Origin of the sequence: Bacillus sp. DTU_2020_1000418_1_SI_GHA_SEK_038 (assembly GCF_032341175.1) — a bacterium.
In the GTDB taxonomy this organism is placed as follows: domain Bacteria; phylum Bacillota; class Bacilli; order Bacillales; family Cytobacillaceae; genus Cytobacillus.
The window spans coordinates 1,732,561-1,749,708 of the sequence record NZ_CP135435.1; the positions used below are offsets into that span (position 1 = coordinate 1,732,561).

Genomic DNA, 17,148 nt, shown 5'->3' on the forward strand with positions numbered 1-17,148 from the left:
CTGTTTAATAGAGACCTAAGAGGAGCAGGAGGCATTAGATTGAGTAAAATATACGTGTTAGATACAAATGTCTTGTTACAAGATCCGCATTCGATTTTTTCCTTTGAAGAAAATGAAGTGGTTATTCCAGCCGTGGTACTAGAGGAAGTTGATTCGAAGAAAAGATACATGGACGAGATTGGCAGGAATGCAAGACACGTATCAAGGCTGATTGACAGCTTTAGAGGTACAGGAAAACTTCATGAACGAATTCCTCTTGAAAATGGCGGAAGCTTGCGAATTGAATTAAACCATCGTTCATTTCAACAGTTACAGGATATTTTTATTGAAAAGACGAATGATAACCGAATATTGGCTGTTGCAAAAAATTTATCTTTAGAGGAAGAAGCAAAGGAAGATGGAAAAACAGTCATAATCGTAAGTAAGGATGCACTCGTAAGGGTTAAAGCAGATGCAATCGGTCTAATTAGTGAAGATTACCTTAGTGATCGGGTTATTGAGAATGATCACGTATATACTGGATTTTTGGAAGTATATATCGCGAAGGATACGTTGAACCGTTTTTATGAGAAGGGTGAACTTCACATTTCAGAGGTGGTCACTTTTCCAGTATTCCCTAACCAATTTCTTGTAATGAAAGATGCATTAGGATCATCTTCGTCAGCCTTAGGAATTGTTGATAAAACGAGAAAAAAAATTAAGAAACTTATATTTGATTATGACCATATATGGGGAATTAAACCGAGAAATGTTCAGCAAACGATTGCCATGGAGCTTCTTTTAAGAAAGGATTTACCCCTGGTTACCTTAACAGGGAAGGCAGGAACGGGAAAAACACTTATTGCCCTTGCCTCTGGACTTATGCAGACTGAAGATTATGGATATTATAAAAAGCTGCTTGTAGCCCGCCCGATTGTACCAGTTGGAAAGGATCTAGGCTTTCTTCCTGGTGAAAAAGAGGAAAAGCTTAGGCCGTGGATGCAGCCGATTTTTGATAACCTGGAATATTTATTTAATGTTAAAAAGCCTGGGGAATTGGATGCGATTTTGGCAGGGATGGGCTCTATTGAAGTTGAGGCATTAACTTATATTAGGGGGAGAAGCATTCCAGATCAATACATCATCATTGACGAAGCACAAAACTTGACGAAACACGAGGTCAAAACGATTCTTACACGCGTAGGAGAGGGAAGTAAAATAGTGTTAATGGGAGATCCTGAACAAATTGATCACCCATATTTGGATGCTTATAATAATGGATTAACATACGTGGTAGAGAGGTTCAAGGACCAAACAATCGCGGGTCATGTTAAGCTGATTAAAGGAGAAAGATCTGGACTTGCACAATTAGCAGCTGATTTATTATAGCACCAGCATGAAAAAGGGGCGGAATTATCGCCCCTTCCGCAGGGATTACCTGATCTTCAAAGCCTTAACTTTTTTTATTGGGTTATCTTTATTTCTTCCATCTCCATAATAAACATAAACCGGACCATCCTCTTTTAAAGGCTTGCCATTAATGGAAAAGCCAAGAACTAGCTCCATGCCCTCATGAAGGGGCATACTTATCTCTCCTTCTTCTTCACTTACAATAATGAGTGTGGCCGCATCTCTTTCAGGTTCTGCATTTTGGATAAATGGTTTTAAAGGGATGCCAAAAGTTCCATTCAATACTTTTTCCTTTTCAAATTTCTTCTCAGTTTTTAAAGTCGGAGGATAAATCGCGCCTTCCATAATTTCTCTATCCCAATGCTTGGAGATTGATTTTGTGTATTCTTCAAGAGCGTCATGAATTTCTTTATCCGTGTCAAAAAAAGACAGCAAATCAACTCGCCGATCATCAAATATCCAAACCCCAGGATCAAGTGTAATCGAATATTTAACATTCCCGCTTAACGAAATAATATTTTCCATTAATAATTCCTCCTAAAAAGGGCAAAAAACTTATTTACAAACGTAAGTATACAGATTATTGATGGAATTGTCATACTTTCACCGAAATGATAAAATGGAAATTCCAGCATCAACCAAAATATCACCAATGTTTGGGGGAAGTTCCGTTGGCATGCCGAACAAATGAAGACTTACAAAGAATTATAAATAAAGTTTTGTCATTAACAGAGGAAGGAAAGGTAGCGGATTATATTCCAGCGCTCGCCAAGGCAAATAAGAATGATTTATCAGTTGCCATCTTTAAAAGGAATAATGAATGTCTCTATGCTGGTACTTACACGAAACGATTTACGTTGCAGAGCATCTCTAAGGTCCTTGTATTGGCACTTGCCTTACAAGACAGAGGTGTTGATTATGTGTTTGAAAGAGTCGGAATGGAGCCGACTGGGGATCCTTTTAATTCTATTTCAAAGCTTGAAACCTCTATTCCATCAAAGCCATTAAATCCGATGATCAATGCTGGTGCTCTTGCTGTTACAAATATGATAAAAGGGGAAAATGAAGCTGAAAGATGGGAGAGAATCCTTCGTTTTGTCCAATGTTTAGGGAACAAGAAGGATCTTACATATGACGAGGAAGTGGCGGCATCTGAGCTGGACACCGCATGGCTCAATCGATCACTATGCTATTTTATGAAGCAGCATAAAGTGATTGAAGGAGATATTGAAGATTTAATGATGCTCTATACTAAACAATGTGCCATCGAAATGAATTGTTTTGAATTATCTAGGATAGGAGCGGTTTTTGCCTTAAATGGACTTGACCCTGAAACAGGTGAAAGGCTTTTGCCTTTAGAAATTGCAAGGATTTGCAAAACCTTTATGGTCACTTGCGGAATGTATAATGCTTCAGGCGAATTCGCTATAAAAGTAGGAATTCCAGCGAAGAGTGGAGTTTCCGGAGGCATTCTTGCTGTCGTTCCTGAGAAATACGGGATAGGTATATTCGGTCCTTCATTAGATGAAAAAGGAAACAGCATTGCAGGCATTAAGCTGTTAGAGGAACTCGCCGTGCAATATGATTTTAGTATATTTTAAAAGTATTCAATCCTTATTATTCTTGCTTTTTTATCATCTAACGTATAAAATTTATAGATAGGATAATCGCTCGGAAATGGGGGATTGAAGTTGGCTTCAGAAATGATTATAGACCATAAGGAAAGAGCAAATGCCCTATTAAAGGCTGACGCTGCTAAAATATTGAAATTAATTAAAGTGCAGATGGACAATCTTACCATGCCGCAATGCCCTCTATATGAAGAGGTGCTTGATACACAAATGTTTGGGTTGTCACGGGAAATAGATTTTGCGGTCCGTCTTGGCCTAATTGAACAGAAGGACGGAAAGGCAATTCTGGCTGAATTAGAAAAGGAACTTTCTATTCTGCATGATGCTTCAGTAAGGAAATAAAAAGAAATGCGGAAGCGCCTTCGGAACAATCAAAGGACAATTGTTCCTGCGATGAATACTCGCAGAAGCTATCCTTTGTGCTCACCCCCGACAAGCACAAGTCGAGCCTCCCGGAAAGGTGTGCTCTTTACCTTTCTGGGAGGATTGGCTTGTGACCTCGAGGTCGACAAAAACGCGACGTCCTCCCAAAAGCTCCGCTTTTGGTCGTGCGATGATTACGCTTCCGAAGTCTTCCTTGTCCTGTCGCATTGTCGACACTTGTACGTCCAGTACATCGGGGGTAGGCGCTAAAGCTAGATAGCCAAAAAAACTCAAACATTCTGAATAGATTGTTTGAGTTTTTTTATCATTAAATTAGTATAACTAAAGCTTCTTTTGCAGACAGAAAAACGATTATATTGTATAAAAATATTTTAATTAGTATAACATAATTATAGATTTTTTATAAATAGTATGTTACATTAAAAACAACTTTTCTTCGATGCAGGATGTTGTAATGCTTTAGTCGAATAAAATACTCTACATAGAAGATAAGGGAAGAGGCTGAATGTTAAAAAAAATCTTAAAATCATATGATTACTCTTTAGTTATTGCGGTTGTGCTTTTATCGGTTTTTGGCCTGATCATGATTTATAGTGCAAGTATGGTTACAGCTGTACAGCGCTGGGGATATCCAAGCGATTTTTTTTATGATAAGCAAAAGCTGCATCTTATTTTATCAGCAATTGCATTTACGTTTATGGCGATTTTTCCGTATAAAGCGATGTTAAGCAATAAAATTCTAGTACCAATGGTTTTCCTTTCATTAGCCGGCTTATTTGCTATCTATCTTTTTGGACATGCCACCAATAATGCTCAAAGCTGGTTTAAATTTGGCACCAGAAGTATTCAGCCTTCTGAATTTGTAAAACTCACAGTTATTATTTATCTATCAGCTGTTTATGCAAAGAAACAATCCTATATAAACGAGTTTAATAAGGGAGTAGTTCCCCCGCTTGCTTATTTGTTTCTAGCTTGCTTATTTGTAGCTATTCAGCCTGACTTTGGTACTGCCGCTATCATTTTTGCTATAGCAGCTGTAATTATTTTTTCTTCGGGAATGAGCTATAAGAATGTCTTGAAGCTTGGTACTATTGGAGTCTTAATTGTGGCACCTCTTGTCCTTATCATGAAGGATAAGATTTTTACAAAAGTACGTATGGGGCGTATTGAAGCATTCCAAGATCCATTTCAAACTGACTTTGGCTACCATTTAGTAAATTCATATCTAGCACTTGGTGCTGGAGGAATTAAAGGTTTAGGACTCGGCCAAAGCATTCAAAAGCTAGGATATTTACCAGAGTCCCATACTGACTTTATTATGGCCGTTATTGCTGAAGAACTTGGTGCTTTTGGTGTTTGTTTCGTATTACTCCTAATTGGATATATTGTTCTTCGAGGATTGTATATAGGGCTAAAATGCATGGATCCTTTTGGCAGTTTACTAGCAATAGGGATTTCTAGTATGATAGGAATTCAATCTTTTGTTAATCTAGCGGGAATATCAGGTGTTATTCCTTTAACTGGGGTTCCGCTTCCCTTTATAAGCTACGGAGGATCATCTATTTTGCAGCTTTCCTTAGCAATGGGGATTCTTGTCAATATTTCGATGTTTGTTACTTATGAACAAAAGTATAAAGGCACTGCAGAGAAAGAGCAGCAGAAGCCATACAGAAATATTCCTAATCAAATCTATAATTATCGTAAATAAGTGTCAGTTTAACTGCACTTGTTAATAAATTACTGCTGACGGCTATGCAAAGGCCGCAGCATAGATTCAATTTCCAGAAAAATCAAATAGTAAAGAAGAGGTGTTTTTCTTGAACCGTCGTATTAACAAAGTGTTAGTAGCTAATAGAGGTGAGATTGCTATCCGGGTATTTAGAGCATGTACTGAATTAAATATCCGTACAGTAGCCATATATTCGAAAGAGGACTCTGGATCCTATCATCGATATAAGGCAGATGAAGCCTATTTAATAGGAGAAGGGAAAAAACCAATCGATGCCTATCTTGATATCGATGGAATAATCGAAATTGCTAAAAATAGTGATGTGGATGCCATTCATCCCGGATATGGATTTTTATCCGAAAATATCCATTTTGCAAGACGATGTGAAGAAGAGGGTATCATATTTATTGGCCCGAAGTCTCGTCACTTAGATATGTTTGGAGACAAAGTTAAAGCAAGAACACAAGCACAGCTTGCAGAAATTCCTGTTATCCCAGGCAGTGATGGACCTATAAACGGTTTAGAAGAAGTAGTTAGCTTTGGAAAGAATTATGGATTTCCAATTATTATTAAAGCTTCTCTCGGTGGCGGCGGAAGAGGGATGAGAATTGTAAATAATCTTGAGGAAGTAAAGGAATCTTTTGAACGTGCAAAATCAGAAGCCAAGGCCGCTTTTGGCAATGATGAAGTTTATGTTGAGAAATTTATAGATAAGCCAAAGCATATAGAGGTTCAAATTATCGGAGATAAACACGGAAACATCGTTCATTTATATGAGAGGGACTGCTCCGTTCAACGCCGTCACCAAAAAGTAGTGGAGGTCGCTCCATGTGTATCTCTGTCTCCAAAACTAAGAGATGAGATTTGTGAGGCTGCAGTAAGATTGATGAAAAAGGTTGACTACATTAATGCAGGGACTGTTGAATTTCTAGTATCTGGTGATGAATTTTACTTTATTGAAGTGAATCCGCGTGTCCAAGTTGAGCATACAATCACCGAGATGGTTACGGGTATTGATATTGTTCAAACACAGATTTTAGTTGCCGAAGGTCATCCCCTTCATAGTGATGTGGTTGGAGTTCCAACGCAGGAAAATATACATGTAAATGGGTATGCCATTCAATCTCGTGTGACAACAGAAGATCCTTTAAATAATTTTATGCCTGATACTGGAAAGATTATGGCTTACCGATCTGGTGGAGGCTTTGGGGTTCGGCTTGATGCAGGTAATGGGTTTCAAGGTGCGGTCATAACACCTTACTATGACTCATTACTTGTGAAATTATCAACACAGGCAATGACTTTTGAGCAAGCTGCTGCCAAAATGGTTCGTAATCTTCAGGAATTTAGAATCCGTGGTATTAAAACAAATATTCCATTTTTAGAGAATGTAGTTAAACATGAAAAATTCCTTAAAGGGGAATACGATACCTCCTTTATAGACAAAACTCCAGAGTTGTTTCTGTTTCCAAAACGAAAAGACCGTGGAACTAAAATGCTCTCATATATTGCGAACGTGACAGTGAATGGTTTCCCAGGCATTGAAAAAACAAAACGACCAATATTTGACCAGCCAAGGATACCAAAAATTAGCAGTGAAATGCAATACCAGCAAGGAACGAAACAAATTTTAGAACAACATGGAGCAGATGGCCTTGTTAAATGGATTAAAGAACAGAAGGAAGTACTTCTTACTGATACAACATTCCGTGATGCACATCAATCATTATTAGCTACCCGTGTTCGAACAAACGATATTAAACAAATTGCTGAACCAACTGCTAAATTATTGCCAGGTTTGTTTTCTTCTGAAATGTGGGGAGGAGCTACATTTGATGTCGCTTACCGCTTCCTGAAAGAGGACCCATGGGAAAGATTGTTGGCATTAAGAGAAAGAATGCCTAATATCTTATTCCAAATGCTTCTAAGAGGAGCTAATGCTGTAGGCTATGCGAATTATCCTGACAATGTTATTCGTGAATTCGTTGAGAAGTCTTCACAGGCTGGAATCGATGTGTACAGAATTTTCGATAGCCTTAACTGGGTTAAAGGGATGGAAGTAGCCATTGATGCAGTACGTCAGAATGGGAAAATTGCTGAAGCAGCTATTTGTTATACAGGTGATATAACCGACCCTCTAAGGTCGAAATATAATATTAATTATTATAAAGAGTTAGCTAAAGAACTTGAGAATCAGGGTGCGCATATTTTAGGACTTAAGGATATGGCCGGCTTATTAAAGCCACAGGCAGCCTATCAGTTAATTTCTGAATTAAAAGAAACGGTTAATATTCCAATTCATCTTCATACACATGATACAAGCGGAAATGGCATATTTATGTACGCAAAAGCAATTGAGGCTGGAGTTGATATCGTTGATGTTGCTGTTAGTTCAATGGCGGGATTAACCTCACAGCCAAGTGCCAATTCCTTATATTATGCATTAGAGGGTACCGACCGAAAACCAAATATAAATATTGATGCTTTAGAACAATTATCTTACTATTGGGAAGATGTAAGAAAATACTATCGAGATTTCGAAAGCGGTATGATTTCTCCGCATACAGAAATCTATAAGCATGAAATGCCAGGTGGTCAGTATAGTAATCTTCAGCAGCAAGCTAAAGGTGTAGGGCTTGGGGAAAAATGGGATGAAGTGAAGGAAATGTATTCACGTGTAAACCTTATGTTTGGTGATATTGTAAAGGTTACACCATCTTCTAAGGTTGTTGGAGATATGGCCCTATATATGGTTCAAAATCAATTAACAGAAGAAGATGTTATTAATAAAGGGATGACTTTAGATTTTCCAGATTCTGTTGTAGAGCTATTTGAAGGATATCTTGGGCAGCCATATGGCGGATTTCCAAAAGAACTTCAAAAGGTAGTCTTGAAAAATAAAGAGCCTATTACAGTTCGTGCTGGGGAGCTTTTAGAAGACGTAGACTTCGAAGCAATGAGAGAAAAGCTTTTCAAAGAGCTTGGCAGACAAGTGACGAGCTTTGACATGCTCGCATATGCCCTTTACCCAAAGGTTTTTATAGACTATACAAAAACAGTAGAGCAATTTTCCGATGTCTCTGTCCTTGATACTCCAACCTTTTTATTTGGTATGAGATTAGGTGAAGAGATTGAGATAGAAATTGAGACTGGAAAAACATTAATCGTAAAGCTTATATCAATCGGGCAGCCACAAGCGGATGGAACAAGAATTGTCTATTTTGAATTGAATGGGCAGGCTCGTGAAGTTGTTATTAAGGATGAAAGTATTAAAGCGACAGTAGTTTCAAAAATAATGGCAGATCCACATAATGAAAGCCATATCGGAGCATCGATGCCGGGAACGGTTATTAAGGTATTAGTTAAAAAGGGAGAAAAGGTTGAAAAAGGCGATCATTTAATGATCACAGAAGCCATGAAAATGGAAACAACCGTACAAGCTCCGTTTTCTGGAGTAATTGAAGATATTTATGTTTCAAATGGGGAAGCCATTCAAACAGGGGATCTGCTAATAGAAATTTCTAAATAAATAAAACAAGAGCTGCAGTGTGAACTGCAGCTCTTGTTTTTGTATTTCACTGCGCTGTAATTGGCGGTGTTGAAGGGAGCTTGTTATCATCTTTTACCTTCTCAAGTGAGAGAGCATTCCTCTTGCTGCGGGAGGATAGTAGAATAAAGTAGCTTAAAACACCAAATAAACAGGAAATAAAGAAAGCATGTGCAAGTGCTATATATAAATTTAATTTCGATAATACAACTAAGGCGCCTGCGATCACTTGTAGAGTGACTAGAATAAAGGAGATTATCCAGCCCCAGTAAATAACTTTTTGATCTTTGTAGTGTTTAACAGCAAGATAGGTAATATAGGCAATCCATAAAAAAATGATCCCTGCTGCAGCACGATGCCCCATTTGTACCCATTCGTGCATATTTGCAGGCAGGGTTAAAGAACTATTTATGCATAGCGGCCAATCTCTGCACACTAAACTTGCGTTAACGTGTCTAACAAGAGCTCCTGTATAAACGACAATATAGCTGTATATTGAAATGCCGATAATATGCTTTTTCATTCGACTGTCAAGGACAATTTTTTCGGCTTCAAACTTTTTATCAACTTCAAAAATGAGAAGAGTAAGCAGCAGAACCGTAGCAAAGGAAATTAATGAAATACCGAAATGCAAGGCAAGAACAAAATCGGATTGTCCCCATTTAACAGCTGCAGCCCCGATTAAACCTTGAAGGACTAGGAAAAAGAAAGAAGTTATAGACAGAAACTTAGTTTCACGAATTTGACCGATAGAGCGCCATGTCCAAACAGAAAGGATTAGAACCATGATCCCTACGCCACCCGAAACTACCCTATGGGCAAGTTCAATAACTAATTCAGGTGTTATATTCTTTGGCAAAATTTCACCATGGCAGAGCGGCCAAGAATTCCCGCACCCCATTCCAGAGTCTGTTTTTGTTACAAGAGCTCCGCCTAAAAGGACTAACAGCATCCCGATTGTTGTTAATACAGCGAACCATTTAAGTGATCGTTGCAAAGTGCTTCACCCTCTTCTAATAATTCAATTTGTAATAGGAGGTAAATGACTAGTATAATCAGAATAATCAAATTAGAAAATGTTTTCTGATGATACCTAAATATCTAATTAAAAGTATAAAAGGGAAATAGAAATAGAGAATGAGAATAACCCTATCGAATACTACAGCATTTATACTTGTTTTACAATTATTTAATTAGTATTCACTGTCTTTATAATGAAAAAGATATGTACATAAATAATTCATCATATATACTTACTTAAGAGTATAAATTGTTTACTAACACATCATTTATATTATGGCAGAAAAGCAACAATTCTTTAAGCGAAAAAGTGATTTGACACAAATTATTCATAATTTATTCGAAAAATATTCACAAAAATGCATCAAAGTGTGATTTAATATACAGAGGAAGATGTCTTTTTCATGATATCTAATTAACAGTGTTACTACTATTATAATAGTGGAAAACTATTTAGTTTGTAATCATTTTGGAAATACTCTTCGTTTTTTATTGCAAATATAGCATTGCCAGCTAGAATGCATTATAGTAGTTGTAGTAACAATGTCGTATTTGTGATAAGGGATAAAGGAGGAAAAAATATGTCTAACTCGAGGGCCTTCATTGATGCTGGTTTAGAAAACAGCAGTGAAAGCCTGGAAAATGATGTGCCAAGGACAACAGTCTGGGAGGATTTTTTATCACTGATTAAGATTGGGATTGTAAACTCCAATTTAATTACAACCTTCACAGGTTTATGGCTTGCACTTCACTTTACAGGAAAAGGCTTTTTGAATAATTTGGATATTGTTCTTTATACTTTAATAGGATCATCTTTAATTATAGCTGGCTCATGTGCACTCAATAATTATATTGATCGAGATATAGATCCTTATATGGAAAGAACGAAGAATAGGCCAACGGTAACTGGAAGGGTTTCACCTGCCAGAGTGGCAATATTAAGCTTTTTGTTAATCGGTATTGGTACAGGATTGCTTTTACTCACTACTATAACTGCAGCATTGATCGGTTTAGTAGGAGTATTCAGTTATATTGTTCTATATACAATTTGGTCAAAACGGAGATACGTCTCAAACACTATTATTGGAAGTATTTCTGGTGCCGCACCTCCACTTATCGGTTGGGCTGCAGTTGATGCGAATCTTGACATCATGGCATGGGGATTGTTTTTAATTATGTTTTTCTGGCAGCCACCTCACTTTTATGCGCTTGCAATGAGGAGATGTGAAGAATATCGTGCAGCTAATGTACCAATGCTTCCTGTAGTTAAAGGGTTTAGAAGAACAAAAATCTCTATTTACTTATGGGTTGCAGGATTGTTGCCTCTTCCGTTTTTACTTCCGGAATTAGGGCTTCCATTTCTGATTCTTGCAGCTGTATTAAATATTGGCTGGATTGCAACAGGAATTTATGCCAGGAAATATAATGATGATATGAAATGGGCTACATTAATGTTTGTATATTCACTACAATATCTGACTATTATGTTTGTAGCTATGGTAATTATCACATTAATATAAAATGTTTCAGGGGAGGGCAACTGGGCTAGTGCTCTTGCTCTAACCCTATTTAATATTTGGAATTCAGCATTCGTTTCCTTTATTAAGATAGACTACATAATAAACAGTGTTAGGAAATTCTTTCTTTTCCTAAATGTTAGAAAGAATTTATATATAATTTTTTCGATCAAACATTTCAAACAGAAATTATACGAAAGAGGGGTTTGATTAAGCTATGAAAAGGCTTGCAAAATGGCGTCTTGTTTCGTTGTTTACGATTCTAGCGCTGATACTTTCTGCATGCGGTAATGCGAATTTATCTACTTTACAGCCTGCAGGTGAGGTTGCACAAAAACAATATGATTTGATGGTGCTAAGTACTGCAATTATGGTAGGGGTAATAGCAATTGTAGCAGTGATTTTCATTATTGTTTTGGTGAAATTCCGTCGTAAGGACGAAAAAATTCCAAAGCAGGTTGAAGGAAGTCATGCATTAGAAATTATTTGGACAGTTATTCCAATTTTATTAGTTCTCGTTCTAGCTGTTCCAACAGTATCAGCTACATTTAAATTAGCTGATGTGTCTCCAATGGAAAGGATAAATGAAGATGGCAAAACAGATGCACTTGTTGTAAATGTACGCGCCAACTTATATTGGTGGGAATTTGAATATCCAAACGAAGAAATTATTACAAGCCAAGATCTTGTTGTACCAACGGATGAAAGGGTCTACTTTAACCTAATCGCTTCAGATGTTAAGCATTCCTTCTGGATTCCTGCTGTTGGAGGAAAGCTTGATACTAACACAGATAACGTGAATAAATTCTGGCTGGAATTTGATGATGAGAAATCATCTGATGTAAATAATGTTTTTTATGGTAAATGTGCTGAGCTTTGCGGTCCGTCACATGCCTTAATGGATTTCAAAGTGAAAGCAGTTCCGAGAGCTGAATTCGATCAATGGGTAAGTGATATGCAAAGTGTTAAAGAGCCTATCCAGGCTACTACTGCTACTGCTCAAGCCGGACAAGAAATCTTTAATCAAAGCTGTATCGGATGTCATGCAGTAACTCCTGCAAACACAACTCCAGAGGCAGCAAGATTAGCTCCAAACTTAACAAACTTTGGTGAGCGTGAGAAAATTGCTGGTTTCTTAGATCATACAGAAGAGGATTTAAAGAACTGGCTGGCAGATCCTGAAAAGTATAAGCCAGGTAATAAAATGACTAATACTTATACTGGTTCTGGTCCTAATGGTGAATTAACGGATGATGAATTAGAAGCATTAACTGAATATCTGATGGGATTAAAAGTTCAGGGGAAATAGTGTAATTGCTAAAGGGAGGTAAAATTGTGAGTACCATTGCACAAAAAAAAGGTTTTGGCGCGGTTCTTTGGGATTACTTAACTACTGTAGACCATAAGAAAATTGCACACCTTTATCTTTTTGCTGGCGGATTCTTCTTTCTTCTTGGTGGAATAGAAGCTATGGTTATCCGAATCCAGTTAATAAAACCAAATAATGATTTTGTAAGTGCAGGTTTATTTAATGAAATGCTAACAATGCACGGAACAACGATGATATTTCTGGCCGCGATGCCATTGCTTTTAGGATTTATGAACGCCGTCATGCCCCTCCAAATTGGAGCTCGTGACGTAGCATTCCCTTTCCTTAACTCTTTAGGGTTTTGGTTATTCTTCTTTGGTGGAGTGTTTCTGAACCTTTCATGGTTCTTAGGAGGAGCACCAGATGCTGGGTGGACTTCCTATGCATCTTTATCACTTGCATCCGAAGGCCATGGGATAGACTTCTATGTACTTGGATTACAAATTTCTGGTTTTGGTACACTTATGGGGGGAATTAACTTCCTTGTAACCATTATTAACATGCGTGCGCCGGGAATGACTTATATGCGTATGCCAATGTTTACATGGACGACTTTTGTTGCTTCATCGTTAATTCTATTTGCTTTTCCTCCATTAACAGTAAGTATCTTTTTACTAATGTTTGACCGTATGTTCGGTTCTAATTTCTTTGATGCTTCAATGGGCGGAAATACAATCATTTGGGAGCATTTCTTCTGGATCTTCGGACATCCAGAGGTGTATATCTTAATTTTGCCGGCTTTCGGTATTTTCTCAGAGATTTTTTCTGTATTCGCACGAAAGCGTCTTTTCGGTTATTCATCAATGGTATTTGCTACCGTTTTAATTGGTTTCTTAGGATTCATGGTATGGGCTCACCATATGTTTACAACAGGGTTAGGTCCAATTGCTAATGCGATCTTTGCAGTAGCTACAATGGCAATTGCGGTTCCGACAGGAATTAAAATTTTCAACTGGTTATTTACGCTTTGGGGCGGAAGCATTACATTTACAACACCGATGCTTTATGCCGTTGCATTTATTCCTTCCTTCCTAATGGGTGGAGTAACTGGGGTAATGCTCGGTGCAGCTGCAGCGGATTATCAGTACCATGATACTTACTTCGTTGTTGCTCATTTCCACTATGTAATTGTTGGTGGGGTTGTGTTTGCTTTACTTGCAGGAACACATTTTTACTGGCCTAAAATGTTTGGAACTATGCTAAATGAATTCCTTGGAAAAATTACATTCGTACTATTCTTCATAGGATTCCATTTAACATTCTTTATCCAGCATTTCTTAGGATTATGGGGAATGCCACGACGCATTTTCACATTCCTACCGGGTCAAGGTCTTGAAACTGGAAACTTTGTAAGTACAATCGGGGCATTCTTTATGGCTATTGCTGTTGTTATCATGTTATTCAACATTGTTATGACTAGTGTGAAGAATGTAAAGGTTGGCAATGATCCTTGGGGTGACGGCCGTACACTTGAGTGGGCAATTTCGTCTCCGCCTCCATACTATAACTTTAAACAACTTCCGCTTGTTCGTGGTCTTGATGCATATTGGATCGAGAAGATGGAAGGCAAAAAAGGCATGGTGCCTGCTGAGCCGCTAGGTGATATTCATATGCCAAATAATTCATTTATTCCTTTCATGATTTCACTAGGCTTGTTCGTTGCAGCATTTGGTGCAATGTATCAGGCAGATGAAGGTAATACATGGGGTATTCCAGTATTAATTCTTGGCTTAGTGATTACTTTTGGTTCAATGCTTGTACGTTCATTAAAAGATGATCATGGATATCATATTCATAAAGAAGAGTTAATTGATGATATGGACGATAACAATAAGGGGGTTAAGGCATAATGCATGCAGAAGAGAAAATGACGGTTGAAAAATGGCCTGCTTCGCCTGAACTGCAAACCCTCGAGGGTAAAAATAAATTTTTAGGCTTTTGGTTATTCCTAGGTGGAGAGACTGTTCTCTTCGCCTCCCTCTTTGCAACATATCTTGCTTTAAAGGACTCAGTACCTAGCAGTGATATGAAATTAGCAAAAGACCTTTTTGAGATTCCACTTGTTTTTGCGATGACAATGATTCTTTTAACTAGTTCATTAACAAGTGTGTATGCTATGTACCATATGAAAAACTTTAATTTTAAGAAAATGCAACTATGGCTTGGTATTACAGTATTGCTTGGCTTGTCGTTCTTAGGATTAGAGATTTATGAATTTAATCATTATGTTCATGAATTTGATCATACATTTTCAAGCAGTGCGTTCGGGTCAGCATTCTATACATTAGTAGGGTTCCATGGAGCTCACGTTGCCTTCGGACTAGGTTGGATTATCTCATTAATGATCCGTAACAGTAAACGTGGATTAAGCCTATATAATGCACCGAAGTTTTATGTAGCTAGCTTATATTGGCACTTCATTGATGTTGTTTGGGTATTTATTTTTACAGTTGTATATTTAATGGGAATGGTGGGATAAACTGATGACAAATGAACAATTAAACTCAGGCAACCCTCGAGTAGACATTGAATATCGCCGCAGAAAAAGTGCTGAAGAAATGAAGCACCATATTATTTCATTCGCATTAATGATTTTCTTAACACTTGTTGCCTTCGTGGCAGTTGGGTATGAAGGATTTTCTGGATGGTTTATTATACCTTTCATTTTAATCCTTGCATGTGTTCAAGTAATTTTTCAATTATATTACTTCATGCATATGAATAATGAAGGCCATGAAGCACCTAAGTTGTTTATGTATTCTGGAATGCTCATTGCATTTGTTACAATTTTGTGCTATACGACTATTATTTGGTGGTAATAAATAGAAAGGAAATCGGCGTTAGCCGGTTTTCTTTTTATGTTAACTAAATAGTTTTAATATTGGGATTTCAATCGAGGGGTGATTATGCAGTGGCTATTCAAATTTTTGGTTTTCGAGCATTATGGAGCCCATACTTTTTTATTTTTTTAGCACTTGTGCTAGCTAGTTATTTTCTTGTAACTATTAAATTTAGAAAGAAATTTTCTGATAGTGAACCGTTAAGGATAGGTCAAGCTATTCACTTTTCTATAGCAATTGTCCTTTTATATATCATAAAAGGCTCTCCAATAGATTTAATGGGACATCTCATGTTTTATGCACATATGATTCAGATGGCAATTCTTTGCCTAGTTATCCCACAATTTATTATTTTAGGAGTGCCTGCCTGGATTTGGCGTTATCTTTTTAAAAGATCAGCATTAAAGAATGTTTTTACATTTATGACAAAGCCAGTTGTAGCCCTATTATTATTTAATGGGATATTCTCCATCTATCATATTCCTCTAGTGTTTGATTTAGTTAAAACAAGTTTTTGGCTGCATGCGGCCTATACGAGCCTATTGTTTGTAATGGCTATTATTTTTTGGTGGCCAATTGATAATAAACTTGAAGATCATCAATCTTTAAGCGGCCTTAAGAAGGTTGGATATATATTTGCTGGCAGTGCGTTATTATTGCCTGCATGCGCTTTGATTATATTTGCAGAGACTCCTTTATACTCTTCTTTTTCCGATCCAGATGCTTGGGCGAAATCATTAGAACTTTGTGTTCCCGCATCCACACTTGCTGGCTTAACTTTAAGTGGACCTGAAATGTTCAGTTCTTTAACACTTCTAAACGATCAGCAGCTTGGCGGGATTATTATGAAAATTATTCAAGAAGTCGTTTACGGTGTAGCACTAGCGCAAATTTTCTTTAGCTGGTATCGTAAAGAGCAGGAAGAAACCGAAATTGAAAAGCAGCATACTCTTAATCCTCACATAATTGAATGATTCAAGCCTCATCTACTTGGATGAGGTTTTTTGAAATTTCTATGTAATAAATCACGCTTTTCTGTTTAATATTTGAACAAATTAGGAACTTTTGTGAAAAGGGGTTTATGTTTGTTGATTATGGAGCTGAACTTTAATAGAATTAACGTTGTGAACCATTCTTATTTCTAAAGGCATTTTTTAATGGCCGTGGATGAGAATAGAGAGAATAGAGAGGGAGTTACTATGAATTATTCGCTGCCGATTTTACCAACAATAAGTACGACTTTTATTGTTTTGAGTGCCATTGCAGTTGCAATTGGATGGGCACAGATTCGTCAAAGAAAAATAGAAACCCATAAAAAAACAATGATGTTAGCCGCAGTATTTGCAATAATATTTTTTATTATTTATGCTAGCAGAACTATATTTATCGGAAATACTGCATTTGGTGGACCTGACGAAATAAAGATATACTATACTATATTCCTAATCTTCCACATAACTCTAGCGACTGTAGGAGCTGTTTTAGGTATTGTTACTCTTATTACTGGTTACAAAAATCAGTTGAGTAAACATAGAAGGCTTGGACCGATTACTAGTATCGTATGGTTTGTTACTGCCATTACTGGTGTTGCTGTGTACTTGTTATTATATGTTTTTTATCATGGAGGGGAAACAACCTCAGTTATTAAAGCCATTTTAGGTTTTTGATAGCAGTTTTTGTAGAAAATTAAAAGAGGACGCATGGTTGCCATGCGTCCTTTTG

At 37.2% G+C, this 17,148-nt stretch carries 14 protein-coding genes; 12 read left to right on the forward strand and 2 right to left on the reverse strand.

Going from position 1 to position 17,148, the window contains the following annotated elements:
• Positions 1-39 precede the first annotated feature (39 nt).
• Positions 40-1,368, forward strand: coding sequence for a PhoH family protein (locus RRV45_RS08625; RefSeq protein WP_315668408.1), 1,329 nt, complete (start codon positions 40-42; stop codon positions 1,366-1,368).
• A 45-nt stretch (positions 1,369-1,413) separates the two neighbouring features.
• On the opposite strand, the gene RRV45_RS08630 is transcribed toward RRV45_RS08625, so the two are convergent.
• Positions 1,414-1,914 (reverse strand): peptidyl-prolyl cis-trans isomerase, encoded by a 501-nt coding sequence (locus RRV45_RS08630; protein ID WP_315668409.1) that lies wholly within the window; start codon positions 1,912-1,914, stop codon positions 1,414-1,416.
• 146 nt (positions 1,915-2,060) lie between these two features.
• On the opposite strand from RRV45_RS08630, the gene glsA reads away from it, so the two are divergent.
• The 4 genes from glsA to pyc all read left to right on the forward strand — a co-directional run bounded on the left by glsA (position 2,061) and on the right by pyc (position 8,662).
• Positions 2,061-2,990, forward strand: a complete 930-nt coding sequence (gene glsA / locus RRV45_RS08635; RefSeq protein ID WP_315668410.1) for a glutaminase A — start codon at positions 2,061-2,063, stop codon at positions 2,988-2,990.
• A 90-nt stretch (positions 2,991-3,080) separates the two neighbouring features.
• Positions 3,081-3,362 carry a YlaN family protein gene (locus tag RRV45_RS08640; protein WP_315668411.1) on the forward strand — a complete coding sequence of 94 codons (282 nt, stop codon included), beginning with the start codon at positions 3,081-3,083 and terminating at the stop codon, positions 3,360-3,362.
• 547 nt (positions 3,363-3,909) lie between these two features.
• Positions 3,910-5,112: an FtsW/RodA/SpoVE family cell cycle protein gene (locus RRV45_RS08645; protein ID WP_315668412.1), complete on the forward strand. Its 1,203-nt coding sequence runs from the start codon at positions 3,910-3,912 to the stop codon at positions 5,110-5,112.
• 109 nt (positions 5,113-5,221) lie between these two features.
• Positions 5,222-8,662, forward strand: a complete 3,441-nt coding sequence (pyc, locus tag RRV45_RS08650; protein ID WP_315668413.1) for a pyruvate carboxylase — start codon at positions 5,222-5,224, stop codon at positions 8,660-8,662.
• Between the two features lie 46 nt (positions 8,663-8,708).
• Here pyc and RRV45_RS08655 read toward each other — a convergent pair whose 3' ends face one another.
• The gene (locus RRV45_RS08655) at positions 8,709-9,677 is read right to left on the reverse strand and encodes a COX15/CtaA family protein (protein ID WP_315668414.1); all 969 of its coding nucleotides are present in this window, start codon (positions 9,675-9,677) and stop codon (positions 8,709-8,711) included.
• A gap of 604 nt (positions 9,678-10,281) precedes the next feature.
• On the opposite strand from RRV45_RS08655, the gene cyoE reads away from it, so the two are divergent.
• From cyoE to RRV45_RS08690, 7 genes are all read left to right on the forward strand, one after another.
• Positions 10,282-11,220: a heme o synthase gene (gene cyoE / locus RRV45_RS08660; protein ID WP_315668415.1), complete on the forward strand. Its 939-nt coding sequence runs from the start codon at positions 10,282-10,284 to the stop codon at positions 11,218-11,220.
• Between the two features lie 214 nt (positions 11,221-11,434).
• Complete coding sequence (gene coxB / locus RRV45_RS08665; RefSeq protein WP_315668416.1) at positions 11,435-12,526, forward strand: cytochrome c oxidase subunit II; 1,092 nt, start codon at positions 11,435-11,437, stop codon at positions 12,524-12,526.
• Positions 12,527-12,549: 23 nt separating this feature from the next.
• Positions 12,550-14,436, forward strand: a complete 1,887-nt coding sequence (gene ctaD, locus RRV45_RS08670; protein WP_315668974.1) for a cytochrome c oxidase subunit I — start codon at positions 12,550-12,552, stop codon at positions 14,434-14,436.
• Positions 14,436-15,065, forward strand: coding sequence for a cytochrome (ubi)quinol oxidase subunit III (locus RRV45_RS08675; protein ID WP_315668417.1), 630 nt, complete (start codon positions 14,436-14,438; stop codon positions 15,063-15,065). Before ctaD ends, RRV45_RS08675 begins: the two co-directional genes overlap by 1 nt.
• Positions 15,066-15,069: 4 nt before the next feature.
• Complete coding sequence (ctaF, locus tag RRV45_RS08680; RefSeq protein ID WP_315668418.1) at positions 15,070-15,405, forward strand: cytochrome c oxidase subunit IVB; 336 nt, start codon at positions 15,070-15,072, stop codon at positions 15,403-15,405.
• Between the two features lie 92 nt (positions 15,406-15,497).
• Positions 15,498-16,400, forward strand: a complete 903-nt coding sequence (gene ctaG, locus RRV45_RS08685; RefSeq protein WP_315668419.1) for a cytochrome c oxidase assembly factor CtaG — start codon at positions 15,498-15,500, stop codon at positions 16,398-16,400.
• 225 nt (positions 16,401-16,625) lie between these two features.
• Complete coding sequence (locus tag RRV45_RS08690; RefSeq protein WP_315668420.1) at positions 16,626-17,093, forward strand: DUF420 domain-containing protein; 468 nt, start codon at positions 16,626-16,628, stop codon at positions 17,091-17,093.
• The last annotated feature ends 55 nt before the right edge of the window (positions 17,094-17,148 follow it).